Source organism: Variovorax sp. GW821-FHT09D05 (assembly GCF_059416325.1).
Window position 1 is genome coordinate 164,080 of record NZ_JBWKOZ010000005.1, and the last position, 21,685, is coordinate 185,764.

General features: G+C 66.4%; 26 protein-coding genes. 18 read left to right on the plus strand and 8 right to left on the minus strand.

Annotated elements, in window-relative coordinates; genetic code table 11:
* The first annotated feature begins 139 nt into the window (after positions 1–139).
* The 16 genes from ubiE to AC07O3_RS15140 all read left to right on the plus strand — a co-directional run bounded on the left by ubiE (position 140) and on the right by AC07O3_RS15140 (position 13,734).
* Positions 140–871, plus strand: a complete 732-nt coding sequence (gene ubiE, locus AC07O3_RS15065) for a bifunctional demethylmenaquinone methyltransferase/2-methoxy-6-polyprenyl-1,4-benzoquinol methylase UbiE (RefSeq protein WP_093057473.1) — start codon at positions 140–142, stop codon at positions 869–871.
* A 41-nt stretch (positions 872–912) separates the two neighbouring features.
* Positions 913–1,935: a Tim44 domain-containing protein gene (locus tag AC07O3_RS15070; RefSeq protein WP_495339709.1), complete on the plus strand. Its 1,023-nt coding sequence runs from the start codon at positions 913–915 to the stop codon at positions 1,933–1,935.
* Positions 1,936–2,095: 160 nt separating this feature from the next.
* Positions 2,096–2,665: a ubiquinone biosynthesis accessory factor UbiJ gene (locus AC07O3_RS15075; RefSeq protein ID WP_093057475.1), complete on the plus strand. Its 570-nt coding sequence runs from the start codon at positions 2,096–2,098 to the stop codon at positions 2,663–2,665.
* The gene (gene ubiB, locus AC07O3_RS15080) at positions 2,662–4,227 is read left to right on the plus strand and encodes a ubiquinone biosynthesis regulatory protein kinase UbiB (RefSeq protein WP_093077450.1); all 1,566 of its coding nucleotides are present in this window, start codon (positions 2,662–2,664) and stop codon (positions 4,225–4,227) included. The genes AC07O3_RS15075 and ubiB overlap by 4 nt, the downstream gene beginning before the upstream one ends.
* Before the next feature lie 13 nt (positions 4,228–4,240).
* Positions 4,241–5,689, plus strand: coding sequence for a high affinity choline transporter 1 (locus AC07O3_RS15085; RefSeq protein WP_495339710.1), 1,449 nt, complete (start codon positions 4,241–4,243; stop codon positions 5,687–5,689).
* A gap of 102 nt (positions 5,690–5,791) precedes the next feature.
* On the plus strand, positions 5,792–6,127 hold the full coding sequence (locus tag AC07O3_RS15090; RefSeq protein WP_093077447.1) for an FmdB family zinc ribbon protein: 336 nt from the start codon (positions 5,792–5,794) through the stop codon (positions 6,125–6,127).
* Positions 6,128–6,136: 9 nt separating this feature from the next.
* On the plus strand, positions 6,137–6,769 hold the full coding sequence (locus tag AC07O3_RS15095; RefSeq protein ID WP_093057479.1) for a DUF502 domain-containing protein: 633 nt from the start codon (positions 6,137–6,139) through the stop codon (positions 6,767–6,769).
* 38 nt (positions 6,770–6,807) lie between these two features.
* The gene (gene aspS, locus AC07O3_RS15100) at positions 6,808–8,613 is read left to right on the plus strand and encodes an aspartate--tRNA ligase (protein ID WP_093057480.1); all 1,806 of its coding nucleotides are present in this window, start codon (positions 6,808–6,810) and stop codon (positions 8,611–8,613) included.
* Positions 8,614–8,628: 15 nt separating this feature from the next.
* Entirely contained in the window at positions 8,629–9,105 is a 477-nt protein-coding gene (nudB, locus tag AC07O3_RS15105; RefSeq protein WP_495339711.1) for a dihydroneopterin triphosphate diphosphatase, read from the plus strand.
* The gene (locus AC07O3_RS15110) at positions 9,102–9,875 is read left to right on the plus strand and encodes an endonuclease/exonuclease/phosphatase family protein (RefSeq protein ID WP_093178726.1); all 774 of its coding nucleotides are present in this window, start codon (positions 9,102–9,104) and stop codon (positions 9,873–9,875) included. The genes nudB and AC07O3_RS15110 overlap by 4 nt, the downstream gene beginning before the upstream one ends.
* Before the next feature lie 73 nt (positions 9,876–9,948).
* The gene (folE, locus tag AC07O3_RS15115; protein ID WP_093057483.1) at positions 9,949–10,680 is read left to right on the plus strand and encodes a GTP cyclohydrolase I; all 732 of its coding nucleotides are present in this window, start codon (positions 9,949–9,951) and stop codon (positions 10,678–10,680) included.
* A 3-nt stretch (positions 10,681–10,683) separates the two neighbouring features.
* Positions 10,684–11,106 (plus strand): BLUF domain-containing protein, encoded by a 423-nt coding sequence (locus AC07O3_RS15120; protein WP_093057484.1) that lies wholly within the window; start codon positions 10,684–10,686, stop codon positions 11,104–11,106.
* 10 nt (positions 11,107–11,116) lie between these two features.
* On the plus strand, positions 11,117–11,998 hold the full coding sequence (locus AC07O3_RS15125) for an EamA family transporter (protein ID WP_495339712.1): 882 nt from the start codon (positions 11,117–11,119) through the stop codon (positions 11,996–11,998).
* 4 nt (positions 11,999–12,002) lie between these two features.
* Positions 12,003–12,827, plus strand: coding sequence for a DUF429 domain-containing protein (locus AC07O3_RS15130; protein ID WP_495339713.1), 825 nt, complete (start codon positions 12,003–12,005; stop codon positions 12,825–12,827).
* Positions 12,828–12,952: 125 nt separating this feature from the next.
* Positions 12,953–13,150, plus strand: coding sequence for a CsbD family protein (locus tag AC07O3_RS15135; protein ID WP_093057487.1), 198 nt, complete (start codon positions 12,953–12,955; stop codon positions 13,148–13,150).
* 65 nt (positions 13,151–13,215) lie between these two features.
* Positions 13,216–13,734, plus strand: a complete 519-nt coding sequence (locus AC07O3_RS15140; RefSeq protein ID WP_093178722.1) for a BON domain-containing protein — start codon at positions 13,216–13,218, stop codon at positions 13,732–13,734.
* A gap of 98 nt (positions 13,735–13,832) precedes the next feature.
* Here the strand turns inward: AC07O3_RS15140 and AC07O3_RS15145 are convergent, their stop codons facing one another.
* From AC07O3_RS15145 to AC07O3_RS15170, 6 genes are all read right to left on the minus strand, one after another.
* Complete coding sequence (locus AC07O3_RS15145; protein WP_093058056.1) at positions 13,833–14,387, minus strand: ferritin-like domain-containing protein; 555 nt, start codon at positions 14,385–14,387, stop codon at positions 13,833–13,835.
* Positions 14,384–14,896, minus strand: a complete 513-nt coding sequence (locus AC07O3_RS15150; protein ID WP_495339714.1) for a hypothetical protein — start codon at positions 14,894–14,896, stop codon at positions 14,384–14,386. The genes AC07O3_RS15145 and AC07O3_RS15150 overlap by 4 nt, the downstream gene beginning before the upstream one ends.
* Positions 14,883–15,266: a phage holin family protein gene (locus tag AC07O3_RS15155; protein WP_093058054.1), complete on the minus strand. Its 384-nt coding sequence runs from the start codon at positions 15,264–15,266 to the stop codon at positions 14,883–14,885. Before AC07O3_RS15155 ends, AC07O3_RS15150 begins: the two co-directional genes overlap by 14 nt.
* A 41-nt stretch (positions 15,267–15,307) precedes the next feature.
* Positions 15,308–15,685, minus strand: coding sequence for a hypothetical protein (locus tag AC07O3_RS15160; RefSeq protein ID WP_093058053.1), 378 nt, complete (start codon positions 15,683–15,685; stop codon positions 15,308–15,310).
* A gap of 53 nt (positions 15,686–15,738) precedes the next feature.
* Entirely contained in the window at positions 15,739–15,903 is a 165-nt protein-coding gene (locus tag AC07O3_RS15165) for a DUF1328 domain-containing protein (RefSeq protein WP_007837165.1), read from the minus strand.
* A 199-nt stretch (positions 15,904–16,102) separates the two neighbouring features.
* Positions 16,103–17,422, minus strand: coding sequence for a CHASE3 domain-containing protein (locus AC07O3_RS15170; protein WP_093178720.1), 1,320 nt, complete (start codon positions 17,420–17,422; stop codon positions 16,103–16,105).
* A 131-nt stretch (positions 17,423–17,553) separates the two neighbouring features.
* Here AC07O3_RS15170 and AC07O3_RS15175 point away from each other — a divergent pair, with 131 nt between their 5' ends.
* Positions 17,554–18,186 carry a response regulator gene (locus AC07O3_RS15175; RefSeq protein WP_007837167.1) on the plus strand — a complete coding sequence of 211 codons (633 nt, stop codon included), beginning with the start codon at positions 17,554–17,556 and terminating at the stop codon, positions 18,184–18,186.
* A 52-nt stretch (positions 18,187–18,238) separates the two neighbouring features.
* Here AC07O3_RS15175 and AC07O3_RS15180 read toward each other — a convergent pair whose 3' ends face one another.
* Complete coding sequence (locus AC07O3_RS15180) at positions 18,239–18,652, minus strand: response regulator (RefSeq protein WP_093077435.1); 414 nt, start codon at positions 18,650–18,652, stop codon at positions 18,239–18,241.
* Positions 18,653–18,899: 247 nt separating this feature from the next.
* Here AC07O3_RS15180 and AC07O3_RS15185 point away from each other — a divergent pair, with 247 nt between their 5' ends.
* Positions 18,900–20,918: an AsmA family protein gene (locus AC07O3_RS15185; RefSeq protein WP_495339715.1), complete on the plus strand. Its 2,019-nt coding sequence runs from the start codon at positions 18,900–18,902 to the stop codon at positions 20,916–20,918.
* Here AC07O3_RS15185 and AC07O3_RS15190 read toward each other — a convergent pair.
* Complete coding sequence (locus AC07O3_RS15190) at positions 20,915–21,679, minus strand: HesA/MoeB/ThiF family protein (protein WP_495339716.1); 765 nt, start codon at positions 21,677–21,679, stop codon at positions 20,915–20,917. The two genes, AC07O3_RS15185 and AC07O3_RS15190, sit on opposite strands and share 4 nt — an antisense overlap.
* Between the last annotated feature and the right edge of the window lie 6 nt (positions 21,680–21,685).

Here is a 21,685-nt window from a genome sequence, read left to right on the forward strand (position 1 = left end):
TTCGCCTGAAAATCCGCGCCGCGCTATTGAAAAGATAGCCCTACCCCCAGGAAGGGCGGGACGAAAAAAGCAACAAATGCCCGCCGTGCGCGCGGGGTCGTCGGCTTGATGTGAAGGCTTCCGGCCTAACATCGGTTGCATGAGTACCACACACTTCGGCTTCGAAACAGTCGACGAAAGCGAGAAGGCCCGCCGCGTTCGCGGTGTCTTCGATTCAGTTGCCTCGCGCTACGACGTCATGAACGACCTGATGTCGGCCGGCCTGCACCGCGCCTGGAAGGCGTACACCGTGATGGTCGCGAACGTGGGCGAAGGCTCGCGCGTGCTCGACATCGCGGGCGGCACCGGCGACCTCGCGCTGGCCTTCGCAAAGAAGGTCGGCGCCAGCGGGCAAGTGGTTCACACCGACATCAACGAGGCCATGCTGCGCACTGGTCGCGACCGCCTGCTCGATGCCGGCGTGGTGCTGCCCACCATGGTCTGCGACGCCGAGAAGCTGCCTTTTCCTGACAACCACTTCGACGTTGTCACGGTGGCCTTCGGCCTGCGCAACATGACGCACAAGGACATCGCGCTCAAGGAAATGAACCGCGTGATCAAGCCGCGCGGCAAGTTGCTGGTGCTCGAATTCTCGAAGGTCGCGAAGCCGCTCGCAAAGGCCTACGACTGGTACTCCTTCAACGTGCTGCCCCGCCTGGGCAAGCTCGTGGCCGGCGACGACGCGAGCTATCGCTATCTCGCCGAATCGATCCGGATGCACCCCTCGCAAGAGGAGCTCAAGACCCTCATGAAAGAGGGCGGTTTCGGACATGTGGACTATCACAACATGACGGGTGGCATCGCCGCCCTGCATGTTGGAATCAAGTGTTGAAAGTGTTGATCAAGCGAATCTTTCGCTCAAGAGGAGACGACATGAAAAGTTTGGGTTCTTTGTTTTTGGCAGCTGCATTGGTGCTGGTCAGTGTCCAGGCCGAGGCTGCCCGCATGGGCGGTGGCAAGTCGGTGGGGCGCCAGTCGTCCAACGTGACGCAGCGCGAGTCCGCATCGCCCAGCGCGCCTTCGCAGCAGAGTGCGACCAACGCGGCGGCGGCGAAGCCCGCAACGCCCGCACCCGCCGCCGCTGCACCGAAACGTCCGTGGGGCGCGATGCTCGGCGGTCTGGCCGCTGGCCTTGGCCTCGCATGGCTCGCAAGCTCGCTCGGCCTCGGTGCCGGCTTCGGCAACATCCTGCTGATCGGCCTGCTCGTGCTGGCCGGCGTGGTGGTGTGGCGCATGATCAAGTCGCGCTCGCAACCTGCCGGCAATCGCCAGGGCGGCTTCGCGTTCCAGGGCGCAGGCGGCAGCCCCGCCAATGCCAGCGCACCGGTGCAGTACAGCCCGGCCAACGTGGGTAACGACGCCTCGGCACGTCCGTGGGAGCGCAATGCAGCGGCCTTCGACGCCACGCCTGCAAACGAAGCCCCTCACGGCAGCAGCCTCTCGGCAGCGGGCGCCGCGGCCGGTGGCAGCATGATCGGCTCGGCACTCGCCGGTTCGCAGTCCTGGGGCATTCCCGCGGGCTTCGACATCGACGGCTTCCTCGGCGCAGCCAAGCGCAACTTCGTGACGCTGCAGGACGCATGGGACCGCGCCGACGTGTCGATGCTGCGTTCGATGATGACCGACGGCATGGTCGACGAGATCCGTGCCCAGCTGGCCGACCGGGCCAGCCACACCGGCGGTGCCTCGAACAAGACCGAAGTCGTGATGCTCGACGCCAAGCTGCTGGGCATCGAAGAGCTGCCCGACGCCTACATGGCCAGCGTGGAGTTCTCCGGCATGATTCGCGAAGACGCCTCGGCCGGCCCGGGTCCGTTCCGCGAAGTGTGGAACATGACCAAGCCGACCAGCGGCAACAGCGGCTGGCTGGTGGCTGGCGTGCAAGCACTGCAGTAAATAAAGGCTCGCTCCCAGGCTTCGCGCACTTCGTGTCGCTTCTCCTGCCCCCTGCCGGGGGCAACACCAGCAGCCCGGCAAAGCCGGTTCTGCGGTGTTTCTGGAAAAGGGCATGCGGTCTATGAGTCGCGGGGCGCTACAGTGACGGGATAATGGGGACATGGCCACACCATCGTCCCCATTTTCTTTTCTCGGCGACCTCTTCAACCGCATCGGCGAGCGCCTGCAGCCGCCGGACTGGGCCGTTCACGAGATCCAGCACCGCGCGGTCCTGTTCCTGAACCATGTGCTGCAGCAGGAGCCCGAGGCCCAGCAGCGGCTGCTGCGCCAGCAGGGGCGGGTGGTGCGCTTCCAGTGGCGCTTCGTGACCATGGAGCTGGTGGCCACGCCGGCCGGATTGCTCGACCTGGCCCCTGCCGGTTCGGTGCCCGAGCTCACGCTCACCGTCACCGACGATTCCCCCTTCGACATCGCCCGCGCCACGCTGCGCGGCGACAAGCCGGCCGTGCAGATCATCGGCGACGTACAACTGGCGGCCGAGGTCAACTGGCTGGTCGACCATGTGCGCTGGGACGTCGAGGACGACCTTGCCCGTGTGATCGGCGACGTGCCTGCGCACACTCTGGGCAACGGCGTGCGGCGTGTCGTAGGCGCGCTGCGCCAGTTCGTCGGCGACCGCACGGCCAAGGCTGGCGGCTCGACGGCCGGCTCGGCGAGCACGGCCGAATGAGGCGCTTCTACCGCGGACTGTTCATCGTCTGGGTCGCGCTGCGCTACGGCCTCGACGAGCTCGTGCTCACGAGCTTCCGGAAGCCCTGGCTGCTCGTTGTGGCGCGTGTCGTTTCGATCGGGCGCAACCTCGATGCGCCGCGCGGCCAGCGGCTGCGCGAGGCGCTCGAGCGCCTCGGCCCCATCTTCGTGAAGTTCGGCCAGGTGCTGTCGACCCGGCGCGACCTGCTGCCGCCCGATATCGCCGACGAGCTGGCCTTTTTGCAGGACCGCGTGCCGCCGTTCCCGTCGGCGGTGGCCATCGCCACCATCGAACGCGCATTCCGCCGCCCGGTGGGCGACGTGTTCGTGCAGTTCGACGAAACCCCCATTGCCAGCGCGTCGATCGCGCAGGTGCATTTCGCGACCATCCGCACCAACCAGGGCGATGTGCGCGAAGTGGCGGTCAAGGTGCTGCGCCCCAACATGCGCGGCGTGATCGAGAAAGACCTGGCGCTGATGGCCATGATGGCCGGCTGGCTCGAGAACCTCTCGGCCGACGGCAAGCGCCTGAAGCCGCGCGAGGTGGTCGGCGAGTTCGACAAGTACCTGCACGACGAGCTCGACCTGGTGCGCGAGGCCGCCAACGCCGCCCAGCTGCGCCGCAACATGGCCGAGCTCGACCTGGTGCTGATCCCCGAGATGTTCTGGGACTTCTGCCATCCCGAGGTCATCGTGATGGAGCGCATGAAGGGCGTGCCCATCGCGCAGATGGACCGCCTGCGCGCGGCCGGCGTCGACATTCCCAAGCTGGCGCGCGACGGCGTCACGATCTTCTTCACGCAGGTGTTCCGCGATGGCTTTTTCCACGCCGACATGCACCCCGGCAACATCCAGGTGAGCCTGGAGCCCGAGACCTTCGGGCGCTACATCTCGCTGGACTTCGGGATCATCGGCACGCTGACCGAGTCGGACAAGGAATACCTCGCGCAGAACTTCGTGGCCTTCTTCCGGCGCGACTACAAGCGCGTGGCCGAACTGCACCTCGAAAGCGGCTGGGTGCCGGTGGGCACCCGCATCGACGAGCTGGAGGGCGCCATCCGCACCGTCTGCGAGCCGTACTTCGACCGGCCGCTGAAAGAGATTTCGCTGGGCATGGTGCTGATGCGCCTGTTCCAAACCTCGCGCCGCTTCCACGTCGAGATCCAGCCGCAGCTGGTGCTGCTGCAGAAGACGCTGCTCAACATCGAGGGCCTGGGTCGCAACATCGACCCAGAACTCGACCTCTGGGCCACAGCCAAGCCTTTCCTCGAGAAGTGGATGGTCGACCAGATCGGCCCCAAGAAGCTGCTGCAGCAGCTCAAGGCCGAGGCACCGCGATACGCCAAGCTGCTGCCCCAGCTTCCTCGATTGCTGCACGATTTCCTGGAAAATCGCCCCTCCGACAACCGCCGCGAGCTGCTCGAACTGCTGGCCGAGCAGAAGCGCACCAACCGGTTGCTCCAGACCATCGTCTACGGTGGCATAGGTTTTGTATTGGGGTTGCTCGCCATGCAACTGCTGGTGCGCGTGCGCTTGTTCTAGAGGAGTTTCCGCCGTGTTGTTGACGCTGGTCATCGTCTATCTGCTGGTCACCATCGCAATCGGCCTCTATGCCGCCAAGCGGGTGAAAAACACCACCGACTTCGCCATCGCCGGGCGGCACCTGCCGCTCTTCATGATCGTTACGACCACCTTTGCCACGTGGTTCGGCTCCGAAACGGTGCTCGGCATCCCGGCCAAGTTCATCGAGGGCGGGCTCAACGGCGTGGTCGAGGACCCGTTCGGCGCGGGCACCTGCCTGATCCTGGTGGGCCTGTTCTTCGCGGGCAAGCTCTACCGCATGACACTGCTGACCATCAGCGACTACTACCGCGAGCGCTACGGCCGTACTGTGGAGGTGGCCTGCTCGCTGATCATCATGCTGAGCTACCTGGGCTGGGTGTCGGCGCAGGTCACGGCGCTGGGGCTGGTGTTCAACCTGCTGTCGGGCGACGCCATCAGCATTCCGGTGGGCATGGTGATCGGGGTGGTCTCGATCCTGGCCTACACGCTGTTCGGCGGCATGTGGTCGGTGGCGGTGACCGACTTCATGCAGATGATCATCCTGGTGGCTGGCCTGGCCGTCATCGCGGTGTTCGCGGGCAACATGGCCGGCGGCGCCGACAAGGTGGTGGCCTTTGCCGTGAGCAAGGACCTCTTCAAGTTCTGGCCCGAGCCGAGCTGGCACGACATGGTGTTCTTCTTCGCGGCTGCCATCACCATGATGCTTGGCTCGATTCCGCAGCAGGACGTGTTCCAGCGCGTGATGTCGGCCAACAGCGTCAAGGCGGCCCAGCGCGGCCCGGTGATCGGCGGCCTGGCGTACATCCTGTTTGCCTTCGTGCCGATGTTCCTGGTGGCCAGCGCGCTGCTGATCATGCCGGAGCAGACCGCCACGCTGCTGAAGGAAGATCCGCAGAAGGTGCTGCCCACGCTGGTGCTGCAAAAGATGCCGTTCGTGATGCAGGTGCTGTTTTTTGGTGCGCTGCTGTCGGCCATCAAGTCGACCGCCTCGGCCACCTTGCTGGCGCCCAGCGTCACTTTCACCGAGAACATCTGGCGCCAGTTCCGCCCGGCCGGCACGGACCGCCAGAACCTCATGACGATGCGCATCACGGTGCTGCTGTTCAGCGCCGCCGTGCTGGCCTACGCCATTCGCATGCAGGGCACCCCGATCTACGAACTGGTGTCGGGTGCCTATCAGGTGCCGCTGGTGGGGGCCTTCGTGCCGCTGGTGTGCGGCCTGTACTGGCGCCGCGCCAGCACCCAGGGGGCAGTCGCTTCGATCGTCCTGGGCATCGGCGTGTGGCTGCTGTTTCTTTGGATGCCCTGGGGCAGCGCGTTCCCGGCCCAGCTGGCGGGCGTGCTGTGCTCGTTCGTGGGCATGGTGGCCGGCTCGCTGCTGCCGCAATGGTTGGCGAACACTCACACGCCGCACCGCCCGCTGGCCACCGAGCCAGCCTGAAGCCCGGGCTCGGCGGTCGGGCTGGGCGCCCTTTGGCAGGGGCGCCCCTATAATCGAGGGCTTTGCGAGCGGCAGCTGCGCCGCTTTTTGACCTCATTTCCCATGCCCATCTACGCCTACAAGTGCAGCGCCTGCGGCTTTGCCAAAGACGCCCTGCAAAAGATGTCCGACGCGCCCCTGACGGTGTGTCCGGCGTGCGGTGCGAGCGCATTCGAAAAGCAGGTCACGGCCGCCGGCTTCCAGCTCAAGGGCTCGGGCTGGTACGTGACCGATTTCCGTGAGGGCGGCGGCAAGAAGGCCGAGCCTGCCACGGCGCCCGTGTCGAGTGACGGTGCCAAGTCCACCGAATCTTCCTCTTCCGCCGCCACGCCGAGCCCCGCTCCGGCGCCCGCGGCACCGGCCCCAGCGCCGGCTGCTGCCGCCAAGAGCGGCGACTGATCGATCACCATGCTCGCCCTGCGCAAATGGTTGCTGTCCGGCCTGCTGGTCATCGTGCCGCTGGTCATCACGCTCGGCGTGCTGAACTGGATCATCGGCACGCTCGACCAGACGCTGTGGCTGCTGCCTGAGCAATGGCAGGTCTGGCTTAGCGACCACAAGGTGCGTGGCCTGGGCGTGTTGCTCACGCTGGCGATCCTGCTGGTGGTGGGTGCCACCGCCAGCAACTTCGTCGGCAAGCGCCTGCTCGGCTGGGGCGACGCCGTGGTGCGCCGCATTCCGGTGGTGCGCTCGATCTATTCCAGCGTCAAGCAGGTGTCGGACACGCTGTTCTCCGAGAACGGCAATGCCTTTCGCACTGCGGTGCTGGTGCAATGGCCGCGCGAAGGCGTGTGGACCATCGCCTTCGTCACCGGCGCGCCCGGCAATGAAGTCGCTGAACACCTCGGCGAAGAGGAATTCCTCAGCGTCTACGTGCCGACCACGCCCAACCCCACGGGCGGCTACTTCGTGATGCTCAAGCGCAGCGACTGCATCGAACTGAAGATGAGCGTGGACGAAGCGCTCAAGTACATCGTCTCGATGGGGGTGGTCGTTCCAGGCGGCCCCACCACGGTGGCGGTGAAATCTTCCAACTCATAAAAAACGAACGCGCCGACAAGGCGCCGGAATGGATTCCTATGGCCATGCGTACTCACTATTGCGGTCTCGTGACCGAAGCCCTGCTGGGCCAAACCGTCACCCTGTGCGGCTGGGTCAACCGTCGCCGCGACCACGGCGGCGTGATCTTCATCGACGTGCGTGACCGCGAAGGCTACGTGCAGGTGGTGTGCGACCCCGATCGCGCCTCCACCTTCGCCGTGGCCGAGAACCTGCGCAACGAGTTCTGCGTGCAGATCACGGGCCTCGTGCGCGCGCGCCCCGAAGGCACGACCAACGACCAGCTCAAGAGCGGCAAGATCGAAGTGCTGTGCCACGAACTGAAGGTGCTGAACCCCTCGGTCACGCCCCCGTTCCTGCTGGACGACGACAACCTGTCGGAAACCACCCGCCTCACGCACCGCGTGCTCGACCTGCGCCGCCCGGCCATGCAGCGCAACATGATGCTGCGCTACAAGGTGACGATGGAAACGCGCAAGTTCCTCGATGCCAACGGCTTCATCGACATCGAGACGCCGATGCTCGGCAAGTCCACGCCCGAAGGCGCGCGCGACTACCTCGTGCCCAGCCGCGTGCACGACGGCAGCTTCTTCGCGCTGCCGCAGTCGCCCCAGCTGTTCAAGCAGCTGTTGATGGTGGCCGGCTACGACCGCTACTACCAGATCGTGAAGTGCTTCCGCGACGAAGACCTGCGCGCCGACCGCCAGCCCGAATTCACGCAGATCGACATCGAGACCTCGTTCCTCGCCGAAGAGGAAATCCGCGAGATGTTCGAAGGCATGATCCGCAACGTGTTCCGCAACGCCGCGGGCATCGACCTGCCGGTGTTCCCGACCATGACGTATGCCGACGCAATGTTCAAGTACGGCTCGGACAAGCCCGACCTGCGCGTGAAGCTCGAATTCACCGAGCTGACCGAGCTGATGAAGCGCGTCGAGTTCAAGGTGTTCTCGAATGCCGCCACCATGACCGGTGGCCGCGTGGTGGCGCTGCGCGTGCCCGGCGGCGGTGCCGAGGGCGGCCTGTCGCGCGGCGAAATCGATGCGTACCAGGAGTTCGTCAAGATCTACGGTGCCAAGGGCCTGGCCTACATCAAGGTCAACGACGCACAAGCCGGCCGAGAAGGCCTGCAGAGCCCGATCGTGAAGAACCTCGACGACAGCACGTTGGCCGAGATCATCGCCCGCACGGGTGCGCGCAATGGCGACATCCTGTTCTTCGGCGCCGACAAGGAAAAGGTCGTCAACGACGCCATCGGCGCGTTGCGCGTCAAGATCGGCCACAGCGCCTTCGGCAAGAAGGCGGGCCTCTTCGACGACCGCTGGGCACCGCTGTGGGTGGTGGACTTCCCGATGTTCGAGTTCGACGAGGAAGGCCAGCGCTGGAGCGCCGTGCACCATCCGTTCACCGCGCCGAAGGACGGCCATGAAGACCTCATGGACACCGCTCCCGAGAAGTGCATTGCCAAGGCCTATGACATGGTGCTCAACGGCATCGAAATGGGCGGCGGCTCGGTGCGTATCCACCGCGAGGAAGTGCAGAGCAAGGTGTTCCGCGCGCTGAAGATCAGCGCCGAAGACGCACAGCTGAAGTTCGGCTTCCTGCTGGACGCGCTGCAGTACGGCGCGCCGCCGCACGGCGGCATTGCCATCGGCCTGGACCGCCTCGTCATGCTCATGACCGGCGCCGAGTCGATCCGCGACGTGATCGCCTTCCCCAAGACCCAGCGCGCGCAAGACCTGCTGACGCAGGCGCCGAGCCCGGTCGACGAGAAGCAACTGCGCGAGCTGCACATCAAGCTGCGCAACACGCCTCAAGCTGCCTGATGCTCTGAGGTTCCCATGACGGCCAGCCCTCGACCCTGGAAGATCCCGGAGTCGGTGCTGGTCGTGATCCACACGCCGGCGCTCGATGTGCTGCTTATCCGGCGTGCGGATGCCGAGACCGACTTCTGGCAATCGGTCACGGGCAGCAAGGACGCGGCCGATGAGCCGCTCGCGCTCACCGCGGCGCGCGAGGTGGCCGAGGAAACCGGCATCCAGTGCGGCGAAGGCACGGCGCTGGCCTCGCAACTGGTCGACTGGCAGCTACGCAACGTCTACGAGATCTACCCCCGCTGGCGCGCCCGCTACGCGCCCGGTATCACCCACAACACCGAGCACCTGTTCGGCCTGTGCGTGCCCGAACGCATCACGCCCACGCTCGATCCGCGCGAGCACACCGACTGGCGCTGGCTGCCGTACCACGAAGCGGCGGATGCCTGCTTTTCCCCATCGAATGCCGAAGCCATTCTGTTGCTGCCAGAATTTGCGCGATGAACCAGCCGGCAGCAGCAGTAGCAGCAACGCAGAACCTCCGGGTCGCGACCTACAACATCCACAAGGGTGTTCAAGGCATCGGACCCGCACGGCGGCTTGAAATCCACAACCTCGGCCACGCCATCGAGCAGCTCGACGCCGACATCGTCTGCCTGCAGGAAGTGCGCAAGATGAACCGGCAGGCGGCCGCCCGTTTCGCGCGCTGGCCCGAGTTGCCGCAGGCCGATTTCCTCGCGCCCGAGGGCTACACAGCCGTCTACGAGACCAATGCCGTCACGCGCCACGGCGAGCACGGCAATGCGCTGCTCACGCGCTGGCCGGTGCTGCGAATCAACCATCAGGACATTTCCGACCACCGTTTCGAACAGCGCGGGCTGCTGCACGTGGTGATCGACGTGGAGGGCCGGCGGGTGCACACCATCGTGGTGCACCTCGGGCTCATCAAGGGCAGCCGGGTTCGGCAGATTGCCCGTCTGCGCGAGTTCATCGACCGCGAGGTGCCGCCCGACGAGGCCGTTGTGGTGGCCGGCGACTTCAACGACTGGGGTGCGCGCATGCGCTACGCCATGAACGCCATGGGCCTGCGCGACACCAGCGACCTGCGCGGTCCGCGCACGCTCACTTACCCCTCGCGCCTGCCGGTGGCGCAGCTCGACTTCGTCTACGGACGCAGGCTGGAGCCGCTGGCCTGCACGGTGCCGCGCGGCCCGATCTGGGCTCGCATGTCCGACCACCTGCCGCTGGTGGCCGATTTCACGCTCCTCAATTGATAGCATTGCTCCAAGAAGGGACGGGCGTTGCGGGCCCGAATGTCTGGAGCCATTCACTGGTACGATCCCCGCCATGCTGAGGAAAACCGACGTCGACCCGCGCCCCGATCGAAACGACGATGACGAGGGTACGCCCGTCTCCGTGAAGATCCGTGAGCGCCTCACCGCGGCGCGCAAGCGCTTCAACGCCAACGACAACATCGCCGAGTTCATCGAGCCCGGCGAACTGGAGGCCTTGCTCGACGAGGTCGAGGTCAAGATGAAGGGCGTGCTCCAGAGCCTGGTCATCGACGTCGAGAATGACCACAACACCGACAACACAGCACGGCGCGTCGCCAAGATGTACCTGAACGAGGTGTTCCGCGGCCGCTACGTGGCGCCGCCCTCGCTCACCGAGTTTCCCAACGCCGAGCATCTGAACGAGCTGATGATCGTCGGGCCGATCACCGTGCGCAGCGCCTGCTCGCATCACTTCTGCCCGATCATCGGCAAGCTCTGGATCGGCGTGATGCCCAACGAGCACACCAACGTGATCGGCCTGTCGAAGTACGCGCGCCTGGCCGAGTGGGTCATGGGCCGTCCCCAGATCCAGGAAGAAGCCGTGGTGCAGCTGGCCGACCTGATCCAGGAAAAGACGCAGCCCGACGGCCTCGCGCTGGTCATGGAAGCCGAGCATTTCTGCATGGCCTGGCGCGGCGTGAAGGAAATGGACAGCAAGATGATCAACTCCGTGATGCGCGGCGTGTTCCTCAAAGACCCGAGCCTGCGCCGCGAATTCCTCTCCCTCCTGCCAAGAAAGAGCTGAGCCATGCTGGTCCGACTTCTCTACGCCAGCCGCGCCGTCGACACCAGCCCCGAGGCCATCGAGGCGATCCTTGCGCAATCGCGCACGCACAACACGACCTGCGGCATCACCGGCATCCTCTGCTACGGTGCCGGCACCTTCCTGCAAGCCATCGAGGGTGGCCGCATGGCCATCAGCGAGCTCTACGGCCACATCCAGCGCGATGCGCGCCACAAGGACGTGGTGCTGCTGCACTACGAAGAGATTTCCGAGCGCCGCTTCGGCGGCTGGACGATGGGACAGGTCAACCTGTCGAAGCTCAACGCATCGACGCTGCTGAAGTACTCCGAAAAGCCCGAGCTCAACCCGTACGCGGTGTCGGGCAAGGTTTCGCTGGCGCTGCTCGAAGAGCTGATGGCCACCGCCGCCATCGTCGGCCGTCACTAGTCCGGCAGGGGTGCCGCTCTCCGCATTCGCGCTGATCCTGCTCGCCGGGATCGTTCACGCAGGCTGGAACATCGCCGCCAAGAAGGCGAACGGTGATGCGCGCTTCAGCTTCCAGACCAGCGTGTTCAACATGCTCATCTGGGCGCCCGTGGGCATCACGCTGGGCTGGAACGTGGTGCCCGGCTGGGGCGTGACGGAGTGGGGCTTCGTCGTGCTCAGCGGCGTGCTGCACATCTTCTATTTCATCGTGCTGCTGCGCGGCTATCGCAAGTCGGACCTCACGGTGGTCTACCCGCTCGCGCGCGGTTCGGGGCCGCTGCTGTCGTCGCTGGTGGCGGTGCTTTTCCTGGGCGAGAAGATCAGCCTGGTTGGCGTGGCAGGCATCGCTGGCGTGGTGGGCGGCGTGTTCCTCGTTGCCGGCGGGCCCAAGCTGTGGCGCAAGGCGCATGACCCGGCACAGCGCGAGCGCGTGCACAAGGGCATCCGCTACGGCGTGCTGACCGGTGGCTTCATCGCGGCGTACACCGTGACCGACAGCTACGCGGTCAAGTTCCTCGCGATGTCGCCGATCCTGCTCGACTACTTCGGCAATCTCGTGCGCATGGTGCTGCTGGCGCCTGTCGCGCTGAAGGACCGTGCGACCACCGCGCGCATGTGGCGCGAGCAGTGGAAGTACGCGCTACTGGTGGCGGCGGTCAGCCCGGTGTCGTATGTGCTGGTGCTGTACGCGGTGCAGCAGGCGCCGATCTCGCACGTCGCGCCGGCGCGCGAGGTGTCGATGCTGTTTGCCGCGTTGATCGGCGGCCACCTGCTGCGCGAAGGCGACCGGCTGCTGCGGCTGCTCGGCGCGCTGCTCATCGCCGCCGGGGTGGTGGCGCTCGCGATGGGCTGAGGCGATGGTGCTGTTCGGCTGCGACTTCTCCAGCGCGCCGACGGCACGCAAGCCGATCGTGATTGCTGTCGGAGAACTGGCCGGTGCCGACCGCGTCAGGCTGACCAGCCTGCAGCGCTTCGCGACGCTCCAGGCGTGGGGCGAATGGCTGTGCGCCACGCCGTCCTGGACCGGTGGTTTCGACTTTCCCTTCAGCCTGCCGCGCGAACTCGTCGAGCATCTGCGATGGCCGCTGCAGTGGAAGCCGCTGATGGCCCACTACGCCAGCCTGAGCCGTGCCGAAATCCGCGAGACCTTCGCTGCGTTCTGCGCGGCGCGCCCGGTCGGCGGCAAGTTCGCGCACCGTGCGACGGACGGGCCGGCGGGCTCCAGCCCCTCGATGAAGTGGGTCAACCCGCCAGTGGCCTACATGCTTCATGCGGGCGTGCCGCGCCTGCTGGCGGCCGGTGCGCGCATTCCAGGCCTGCACGCAGGCAGCGGTGCCGACCGTATTGCGCTGGAGGCCTACCCCGGCCTGCTGGCGCGCGAGCTGATCGGGCGCCGCAGCTACAAGAGCGACGACCTGCAGAAGCAGACACCCGAGCGGCACGCCGCACGCGCCGACCTGCTGGCCGCGCTCGAGGCCGGGACAACCCGCCTCGGCCTGCGGCTCTCCATCACCAAGCCGCAGCGCGCCGAACTGCTGGCCGATGCCCGTGGCGACGACATCGACGCAGTGCTGTGCCTCCTGCAGGCGGCCTGGGGCCTGCAGCGCGCCGACAGCCCCGGTCCGGGCCACGGCCTGCCGGAAAGCGTCGACCCGCTTGAAGGATGGATCGTCAGCGCCTGAGCCTTGTTGTCCTACACCGCTTCGGGCTTCCGTCGGCATTCGCCGTCACCGGCCGGGGCCTAGATTGAAATCAGTGGGTCATTCCGGCCCACGGATTTCACTACCCCGAACAGGAAGGAAGCGACATGAACAAGGACCAAGTGGCAGGCCGCGTCGAGGAAGCCAAGGGCAAACTGAAGGAAGTCACCGGCAAGGTCGTCGGCAACGAAAAACTCGAGGGCGAGGGCATTGCCGACCAGGCCGCCGGCAAGGTGCAGAAGACCTACGGCGACGTCAAGGAAAAGGCCAAGGACGCGATCAAGTCGGGCGCCGACAAGTTGTGACCGAACAGGGCGGCGGGCACACCCCGCAGCCCTTTTCCATCTCCGTGAGTGACTGGAGGATTCCCATGAACAAATCGAATCAATACATCGCCATGCCGCATTCGCGCGCGTGGCTTGCCGTGCTCGTGGCCGGCGCAGCGCTGACGCTGGCCGCCTGCGACAAATCCGACAACCGCACCGCGGGCGAGAAGCTCGACAGCGCGGTGGCAAAGACCGAGCAGGCCGCCGATACCGCGGCCGCCAAGACCGGCCAGGCTGTCAAGGACGCCACGGCCAAGGTCGAGTCGTCCAGCACCACTGCTGAGGTGAAGGAAGGCATGGCCAATGCCAAGGAAGCGGCCAAGGATGCCGGCGCGGCGATGAGCGCGACGGTGAACGATGCCGCCATCACGGCTTCCGTGTCCGCGGGCCTGGCCAAGGATCCGGACCTGAGCGCGATCAAGATCAACGTCGACACCAAGGCCGGCGCGGTGAGCCTGAAGGGCCCGGCACCCACGGCGGCAGCCAAGGCGCGTGCCGAAGAGATCGCCAAGGGCGTGCAGGGCGTGACGTCGGTGAGCAACCAGCTCGAAGTGAAGGGCTGATTGATCGCCCTGGCGAGCTTTACTTGTTCACCCATGAAAAAGCCCGGTTCTACCGGGCTTTTTCATGGGCGGGGCACGCAGCCCCTGATTGGTTCAGTTCAGTGACCGAGCCAGTCCTTCAGCTCGTCGGCATGCTCTTCCTCGTCCGAGAGGATGTCTTCGAGCATGCGGCGCGTGGTCGGGTCCTTGTCGCCGATCAGCGCGATCATCTGGCGGTACGACTCCACTGCGATGCGCTCCGCGATCAGGTTGGCGCGCACCATCGATTGCAGGTCGGTCGACTCGTCGTAAGCCGCGTGGCTGCGTTCCAGCAGGTGCGATGGCGCGAAGTCGGGTTCGCCGCCGAGCTGCACGATGCGCTCGGCAATGCGGTCGGCATGGCCCGACTCTTCGTTGGCATGCACCAGGAACTCGTCGGCGATGGCGGGCGATTCGACGCCGTTGGCGGTGAAGTAGTGGCGCTTGTAGCGCAGCACGCAGACCAGCTCGGTGGCCAGCGCGTCGTTCAGCAACTGGACGACGTCGTCGCGCCAGGGGCCGTAGCTGGGGGTGACGGCGCCGTCGTCGAGGCTCTTGCGCGCGGCATCGAGGCCGCCCTGGTCGAGCACCAGGTGCTTGTGTCCGTTGGTCTTGGAGGAAACATCGGCTTTCATGGAGGGTCCTTTCGTGGGGGGCTTGGGGTCTTCTGCATCAACGTGTTGACCAGGTCAGCCACGTCGGATGTCTTCAGTACCGCCGCCAGCACGGCCGTGGCCGACAGCAGTCGCCATGGCCTGACGAGCACCAGCACCGCGCCGGTGGCCGCGGCGGCCGCCATCAGCTTGGCCGGCTCCTTGCGCGCGTAGTGCTTGAGCAGCGGACGCGCCAGCTGGCCGACCGCATGCGCGGGGTGCCGGCGCCACCAGCGTTCCACCACGCTGCGGCCCACACCGAGCCACACGTTGTTTCTCGTTCCTCCTCCTTCTCTTCTTCCTCTTTCTCCTCGCGGGTTGCGCGGGTGCTGGTCATGCGGCGGCGCAGCAGCCGAGGCTTCGTGCTGCGCGTATTCCAGATCGTCGTTGTCGGGTGCGTCAGCGCCGTCGTTCAGCTGCCGCACAAGCGCGCGGCGCGAGAGGGCCAGGCGCTGCTGCGGGGTGAGGAGATGACGTTCAGCGCTGGCCATGGCGGGCTCCGGTGTCGCGCAAGGCCTGCAGGTCGGCGTCGAGCTGCGAGCGCAGGTCGTCGAAACCGTGGCCCGGCACGGGCCGTGTCGCATACCACGCACAGATGGCCGCGATCACCACGGCCACGGCCGGCACGGCCACCAGCACCCAGTGAAAGCTGCCGTGCATCACGCCGAGCAGCACGGCCACGCCTATGAGCCCGAGGGCCAGCGTGGCGCTGGCCACCGCCAGCAAGGCCGCGACGAGCCGGGCGACGAGGCCGCGCCCCGCCTGCGCGGATTCCTGGCGGACGAGGGCGGCGTAGTTGGCGAGATGTTCAGCAACGAGATCCGGATGCCCGAGCACCGTGGAAAAAATCGGATGAAGCATGGTGCCGGGAACCGGTGCAGCGACGGAAATTCAGCGGCGAATCAATAGTCGTCCCGGCTGCGGCGGCTGGCCAGCACGATGAGTGCCGTGATGGCTGCGCCGGCGGCTGCAGCCAGCAGCACGGAGCGCACAGGCTGGTCGGAGATGTAGCGGCCGGTGACGTCGGCAGCCTGTTCGATGCGGCGCTGCGCACGTGCGCTGGTGGTGGACGCGGCGTCCAGGCCGCGCTGAACGGCTTGCTGCACGCGGGCTGCGAGCTGCTCGACACCCGGTTCGGCATCGCGTTGCAGGTCGCGGACCTTTTCACCCGCCGCATTCACCGCGTTCTGTGCGTAGGCGCGGGTGGTTTCGACCGCTTCACGCGCGGTCTGGCGCACGTCGTCGGCGAGTTGCGAGGGAGTCTTGGTCGTCGTGTTCATGTGAGGTCCTTTCCGGAAAAATGAAATGCGCAAGCCTGTTGATCGTAACGACGCTACTTGCGTCGAAGCAAGCCGGCAAGGAAGCTCGCAATCGCGAGGATCGCGAAGATCACGAAAAGGATCTTGGCAATGCCCACCGCGCTGGCGGCGATGCCGCCGAACCCGAACAGGGCCGCGATCAGGGCGATGACCAGAAACACCACGGCGTAATGCAGCATGTGGAACTCCTTCGAGGCTTGCCTCGTCGTTATGAAAAACCATCGCATCCGCAACCTCGCGCAGAGGCTTCGGATGGCATGGGTGCAACCTTAAGTGGGGGCATGCCCCCGACCTGTCAGCGGCCAGGGGCGGGGTGCGTAGGAGATGGCCGAGTCGCTCTGCGCCCGCGCGTGCAGAAGTGCCGCTCCTGCAGGCAGCTCAGGCCGGCTTGACGACGGGGAGCATGGCGCTCAGTCGGGTGCCCTTGCCCGGCGTCGAGGAGACCGTGAGCTTGCCGCGCGCCGCCTCCACCCGGTGCCGCATGCCCGCGAGGCCATGCGTCGACGGGCGCATGCGCTGCGTGTCGAAGCCCTTGCCGTTGTCGGCCACTTCCACGATGACGTGGTTGTCGTAGTTCTTCAGCACGATGGTGGCTTCGCTGGCCTCGGCGTACTTGCTGATGTTGGTGAGGCTTTCCTGGACCATGCGATAGATGGTGAGCTGGCGCGACTCGTCCATGGTCACCGGCTCCAGCGCCATCTCGATCTGCAGGCCCGAGCGTTCCCCGAACTCGCGCCCCAGGATCTCCAGCGAGGCGACCAGCCCCAGGTTGGAGAGCGACGATGGCCGCAGGTCTTCGATGATGCGGCGCTTGAGCGCGATGCCGCTGTTGAGCAGGTCGGTCAGGTGCTGCAGCCGCTGGATCGCGTCGGGCGAGTCCGCCAGCCGCGACTTCAGCCGCGCCACGTCCAGCTTGGCGGCGGTGAGCAGAGAGCCCAGCTCGTCGTGCAGCTCGCGCGCGAGATAGCCGCGCTCGGTCTCGCGCACGTCCTGCAGGTGGGTGGCCAGTTCGGCCAGCGAGGCGGTGCGCTCGCGTACTTCGTCTTCCAGCGCATTGCGCTCGCGCTGCAGGGCCTCCTGCTGGCGCTCGCCGATGGAGTGCAGCGCATGCGTCTGGCGCAGGTACAGGAAGAAGGCGAACAGCGCGGCCAGCGCCACGATGGCAGTGCCGATGCGCGCCAGCTGCAGCGAGCGCAGCACCTGCTCCTGGCTCTGGTGCAGGGTGACGTTGCTGATCTTCACCAGCTCGCCCGCCGTCGCGCGGATGGAGTCCATCTCCTCGCGGCCCACGTCGGTCGTGATGACGAACTTCCAGGCATCTTCCTTGCCGTCCTGGCGCAGCCGCACGCTCATGTCCATCTCGGCCACCTTGCGCAGCACGTGCTTCGACAGCTCGGCCAGCTGGGTGAGTTCGGCCGGACGGCCGGCGTACAGCCGGCGAAGGGTCGCGAGCTGGCCGTCGACCTGCTTGACCGCGTCGTCATAGGGTTTTCGGTAGTTCGCCTCGCCGGTCAGCAGGTAGCCTCTCTGGCCGGTCTCGGCATCCAGCATGTTCTGCAGGATCTGGTTGAGCGCGCCCCGCATCTGCTGCGCCTCGTCGATGTCGGCGAGGGCGCGGCTCGACTGCCGGTAGCCGGCCTCGTTGATGCCGACGAGGGCCAGCGCAGCCAGCGCCGCGAGCAGCAGGCTCACGGCCATTCTTGGAGGGGCTAACCAGTGCATGAAACTTTCGAGGCTGCGTACTACGCAAGTTCGTGAATAATTGATAACAATCAGGGACCCGGTATGTTGCGACCCGCATGTCCGCAACACAACGAAGAAAGTAACAGATGATCAAAATCGGAATTGTGGACGACCACGCCATCGTGCGATCGGGCCTCCGGCAGTTCTTCTCCGAGCACGTGGACCTGCGCGTGGCGGGTGAAGCAGCCAGCGGCCGAGAGGCAATCGAGCTGGTGCGCACCACGGAGCTGGACGTTCTGGTCATGGACCTTTCGATGCCCGGTCAAAGCGGTATCGATGCGCTCGCCATGATCCGCGCCAAGGCGCCGGACGTGGGCATCCTCATATTGAGCGGATACCCCGAAGAGCACTACGCGATGAACCTGATCCGCCAAGGCGCGAGCGGCTACCTCAACAAGGAGTGCGATCCCATCGAGATCGTCAACGCCATCCGCACCATCTCGCTGGGCCGTCGCTACATCACGCCCGCCGTGGCTGAACTGCTGGCCCGCCAGCTCGACCGCAAGGACGACGCCGCGCCGCACGAGCAGCTCTCGGAGCGCGAGTTCCAGGTGTTCCTGAAGCTCGCCAAGGGCGAGACCGCCGGAGACATCGCCAAGACGCTGTCGCTGTCGGTGAAGACGGTGAGCACCTACCGCACGCGCCTGATGGAGAAGATGAACCTCTCCTCCAACAGCGATCTCACCTACTACGCGCTGAAGAACAAGCTGATCGACTGAGATCGGCCAGGGAGCGGAAAGAGTGGGGAGGGGGCCCAACGCGGCTTCTTCCTCAACCCGCCTCGGGAGCCCCGGGCGCGGGGTGCAAGGCCTTGGCCTGCACGATGCAGAAGTCGACCAGCGCGTCGATTTCGTTCGACTTGTCGAACACCGCGTCGACCCCGAACTCGGCGCAGCGCCGCCGGATGTCGGGCGTCGCATAGTTGCTGAGCACCACCACCTTCTGCAGCGGCTTGCGCGACTGGCAGGCCTGGAGCACGCCCAGACCGCTGCCCTGCTTGAGAAAGAGATCGACGATGACGAGGTCCCACTCGCCATCGTGGCCGAGCAGCCACGCGCGTGCGCCGCTTTCGGTTTCGGCAAAGCCGACGACCGTGGTGGAGGTGAGTTCTTCCAGCGTGCCAATGAGGTTTTCACGGATCGTGAGGTTGTCTTCGACGACGTAGGTCTGCAATCTGGAATCCATGCCGAACCGCGCTTCCTCTGAGGATGGCAGACGCATTTGCAGCGCCTCGCTGGTGCAAATGCCTGCCAGCATGGACTTTGAGGCGTTGCGGCGGCAGATCATGCAAGCTTCGGCGCGTGGCTCTTGTAGGCGAGGTCCGACGCGTGCATCCGTCGAAGCCTGCAAGGTGCATTCGTAGGCAATGCCTCACGGTTTCTGCGGCCCATCGCCGACCCGGGCGGCGCGATCATTCGAGTTACAAGGACCCATGGCAACGAACGCAACGAACATCCTGCGCAACCGACCGCTCTGGCAGAAGCTGGTGGCCGGCGTCGTGCTGCTGTTCGCGGCGCTGGTCGTCGGGCTTGCCTTCTTTCCCTGGGACATGCTGCGCGAGCCGGTCAACCGCTATGTCAGCGAGAAGACCGGGCGCAAGTTCGAGATCACGCGCCGGCTCGACGTGGGCCTTGGCTGGCGACAGGCCACGGTCAAGTTCGACGGCATCGAGTTCGCCAACCCCTCGTGGGCGCGCGACCCTTATCTGGTCAAGGCGGATCGCGCCGAGTTCGACATCCGCATCTGGCCGCTGATCGCCAGCAAGATCGTCATTCCGCGGCTCGCGCTCTTCTCGCCCACGCTGGGCCTGCAGGTGGAGGCGGACGGGCGCCGCACCTGGGCGCTCGGCAAGGACACCTCCGATGGCGGCACCGTGCCCAGCATCGGCCTGATGCAGGTCGACACGGGCGCGGTCGACTTCCTGGCCAAGCACCTTGGGGTCGACCTGCACGCCGACCTGAGCTACGACAGCAGCCGCGGCGAGATGCCGCTCAGCTACCGCATCAAGGGCCGCTACAAGGGGCAGCCGCTGACCGCCAGCGGACGCACCGGCAACGTGCTGCAGATCAACGCCGCGGGTGCGCCGCCGTTTCCGATGGAGATCAACGCAGCTGCCGGGCAGACCCAGCTGAAGGCTGCCGGCACGGTGGCCGAGCTGTCGGGGCTCGATGGCATCGACGCCAAGTTCGAAATCAAGGGCCAGACGCTGGGCGCCCTGTTCCCGCTGCTGGGCATCGCGCTGCCGCAGACCTCGCCCTATGCCCTGAGCGGCAGCCTGGGCAAGCGCGGCAAGCTGTGGCAAGCCACCGGCCTCAAGGGCAGGCTGGGCCTGTCCGACATCGCCGGCGACATGCGCTTCGACCAGGCCGGCCAGCTGCCACATCTGGCGGGCGACCTGCGCTCGCGCGTGATGGACATGGACGACCTCGGCCCGCTGATCGGCCTGCCGCCCACGGCGCGCACTGCCGCCACCGTGGAAGGAGTGGCTCCGCCGCCGACCATCACCCAGGTCAAGCGCCCTGGCGGCAAGGTGCTGCCCACGGCGCCGCTCGACTTCGAACGCCTGCGCGCCATGAACGCCGACGTGAAATACACGGCAGACCGCATCCGGAATGTGCGCGACGTTCCGCTGGACAGCGGCAGCGTGCAGGTCAAGCTGGCCAACGGCGTGCTCACGCTCGACCCGCTCGACCTGGGTGTGGCCGGCGGCAAACTGAGCGGTGCGATCCGCATCGACGCCTCGAAGAACCCGGCGGACATCCGCGCCTCGCTCGACGTGCGGGCGATGCAGTTGGCCCGCCTGTTCCCCAAGCTCGAGACCACGGGCAACAGCGTGGGCCGTCTGGACGGGCGCATCAACCTGTCGGGCTCGGGCAGCACCGTGGCCAACTGGCTGGGAGGCGCGTCGGGCGACGTGGCGGTCATTTCGGGGCGCGGCCAGTTCGGCAACCTGCTGCCGGTGTTCGCGACGCTGGTGGGCGGCGACATCATCAAGTTCATGCTGCGCGGCGACCGCAACGTCGAGCTGCGCTGCGCGGCTCTGGCCTTCGACGTGAACAAGGGGCTGATGACCGGGCGCACGCTCGTGGTGGACACGACCAACGCCGTGTTCATTGCCACCGGCCAGGCCAACCTGGCGACCGAGGGGCTCGATTTCGTGGTCCGACCAGAGCCCAAGAGCAAGAGCATCCTGTCGATTCGTACGCCGCTGGTGGTGAGCGGCACCTTCGGCGATCCGAAGGGCGGCGTGGAGGTCGTTCCCCTGGCGGGGCGCGGGCTGGCTGCGCTGGCGCTGGGCGCCATCAATCCGCTGCTGGCGCTGGCCGCGACCATCGAGCCCGGCCCGGGCGTGGATTCCGATTGCAAGGGCGTGCTGGCGCAGGCCAACAAGCCCACGGCCGGGGCGGCCGCCAACGGCGCTGCCCGCGCTAAAGGGGCAAAGCAGCCTTAGAGGGGAAGGGCGGGGCGCTGCGCGCAGACGCTGCAGTGCGGGTCGCGCGCCACGCGCAGCGTGTCGAAAGAGGTGCTGCGCCCGTCGAACATCAACAGCTTGCCCGCCAGCGACGGGCCGATGCCGGCCAGCAGCTTCAGCGCCTCGCTGGCCTGCAGCGTACCGATGGTTCCGACCACGGGGCCGAACACTCCGAGCACCGCACAGCGCGTCTCCTCGAAATCCGCCTCGGGCGGGAACAGGCAGGCATAGCAGGGTGAGGCGGCGTCGCGGGTGTCGTACACACTCAGCTGGCCATCGAAACGGATTGCCGCGCCCGCCACCAGCGGCTTGGCGTGAGCCACGCAGGCGCGGTTGACGGCCTGTCGGGTGGCGAAGTTGTCGCAACAGTCGACCACCACGTCGGCCTGCGCGACCAGGCGCGACAGCAGCGCCTCGTCGGCGCGCAGGGCGTGGGTTTCGATGGCGATGTCGGGGTTGATGTCGCGCATGGCCTGCGCGGCGGATTCGACCTTGGCGAGGCCCACACGCGCGTGGGTGTGGGCGACCTGGCGCTGGAGATTGGTGAGATCGACCTCGTCGTCGTCGACCAGCACGATGTGGCCGACCCCCGCTGCCGCAAGGTACAGGGCCACCGGCGAACCCAGTCCGCCGGCGCCTATGACGAGAACCCGTCCCGCACTGACGCGCTCCTGCCCGTCGATGCCGAATTCCTCGAGAAGGATGTGGCGCGAATAGCGCAGCAGCTGGCTATCTTCCATGCGCCA

Excerpts from the sequence above, each read along its gene's own strand:
- ubiE (WP_093057473.1), top strand. The coding sequence starts at position 140 with ATGAGTACCACACACTTCGGCTTCGAAACAGTCGACGAAAGCGAGAAG.
- AC07O3_RS15070 (WP_495339709.1), top strand. The coding sequence starts at position 913 with ATGAAAAGTTTGGGTTCTTTGTTTTTGGCAGCTGCATTGGTGCTGGTC.
- AC07O3_RS15075 (WP_093057475.1), top strand. The coding sequence starts at position 2,096 with ATGGCCACACCATCGTCCCCATTTTCTTTTCTCGGCGACCTCTTCAAC.
- ubiB (WP_093077450.1), top strand. The coding sequence starts at position 2,662 with ATGAGGCGCTTCTACCGCGGACTGTTCATCGTCTGGGTCGCGCTGCGC.
- AC07O3_RS15090 (WP_093077447.1), top strand. The coding sequence starts at position 5,792 with ATGCCCATCTACGCCTACAAGTGCAGCGCCTGCGGCTTTGCCAAAGAC.
- AC07O3_RS15095 (WP_093057479.1), top strand. The coding sequence starts at position 6,137 with ATGCTCGCCCTGCGCAAATGGTTGCTGTCCGGCCTGCTGGTCATCGTG.
- aspS (WP_093057480.1), top strand. The coding sequence starts at position 6,808 with ATGGCCATGCGTACTCACTATTGCGGTCTCGTGACCGAAGCCCTGCTG.
- nudB (WP_495339711.1), top strand. The coding sequence starts at position 8,629 with ATGACGGCCAGCCCTCGACCCTGGAAGATCCCGGAGTCGGTGCTGGTC.
- AC07O3_RS15110 (WP_093178726.1), top strand. The coding sequence starts at position 9,102 with ATGAACCAGCCGGCAGCAGCAGTAGCAGCAACGCAGAACCTCCGGGTC.
- folE (WP_093057483.1), top strand. The coding sequence starts at position 9,949 with ATGCTGAGGAAAACCGACGTCGACCCGCGCCCCGATCGAAACGACGAT.
- AC07O3_RS15120 (WP_093057484.1), top strand. The coding sequence starts at position 10,684 with ATGCTGGTCCGACTTCTCTACGCCAGCCGCGCCGTCGACACCAGCCCC.
- AC07O3_RS15130 (WP_495339713.1), top strand. The coding sequence starts at position 12,003 with ATGGTGCTGTTCGGCTGCGACTTCTCCAGCGCGCCGACGGCACGCAAG.
- AC07O3_RS15135 (WP_093057487.1), top strand. The coding sequence starts at position 12,953 with ATGAACAAGGACCAAGTGGCAGGCCGCGTCGAGGAAGCCAAGGGCAAA.
- AC07O3_RS15140 (WP_093178722.1), top strand. The coding sequence starts at position 13,216 with ATGAACAAATCGAATCAATACATCGCCATGCCGCATTCGCGCGCGTGG.
- AC07O3_RS15145 (WP_093058056.1), bottom strand. The coding sequence starts at position 14,387 with ATGAAAGCCGATGTTTCCTCCAAGACCAACGGACACAAGCACCTGGTG.
- AC07O3_RS15150 (WP_495339714.1), bottom strand. The coding sequence starts at position 14,896 with ATGGCCAGCGCTGAACGTCATCTCCTCACCCCGCAGCAGCGCCTGGCC.
- AC07O3_RS15155 (WP_093058054.1), bottom strand. The coding sequence starts at position 15,266 with ATGCTTCATCCGATTTTTTCCACGGTGCTCGGGCATCCGGATCTCGTT.
- AC07O3_RS15160 (WP_093058053.1), bottom strand. The coding sequence starts at position 15,685 with ATGAACACGACGACCAAGACTCCCTCGCAACTCGCCGACGACGTGCGC.
- AC07O3_RS15165 (WP_007837165.1), bottom strand. The coding sequence starts at position 15,903 with ATGCTGCATTACGCCGTGGTGTTTCTGGTCATCGCCCTGATCGCGGCC.
- AC07O3_RS15170 (WP_093178720.1), bottom strand. The coding sequence starts at position 17,422 with ATGGCCGTGAGCCTGCTGCTCGCGGCGCTGGCTGCGCTGGCCCTCGTC.
- AC07O3_RS15175 (WP_007837167.1), top strand. The coding sequence starts at position 17,554 with ATGATCAAAATCGGAATTGTGGACGACCACGCCATCGTGCGATCGGGC.
- AC07O3_RS15180 (WP_093077435.1), bottom strand. The coding sequence starts at position 18,652 with ATGGATTCCAGATTGCAGACCTACGTCGTCGAAGACAACCTCACGATC.
- AC07O3_RS15185 (WP_495339715.1), top strand. The coding sequence starts at position 18,900 with ATGGCAACGAACGCAACGAACATCCTGCGCAACCGACCGCTCTGGCAG.
- AC07O3_RS15190 (WP_495339716.1), bottom strand. The coding sequence starts at position 21,679 with ATGGAAGATAGCCAGCTGCTGCGCTATTCGCGCCACATCCTTCTCGAG.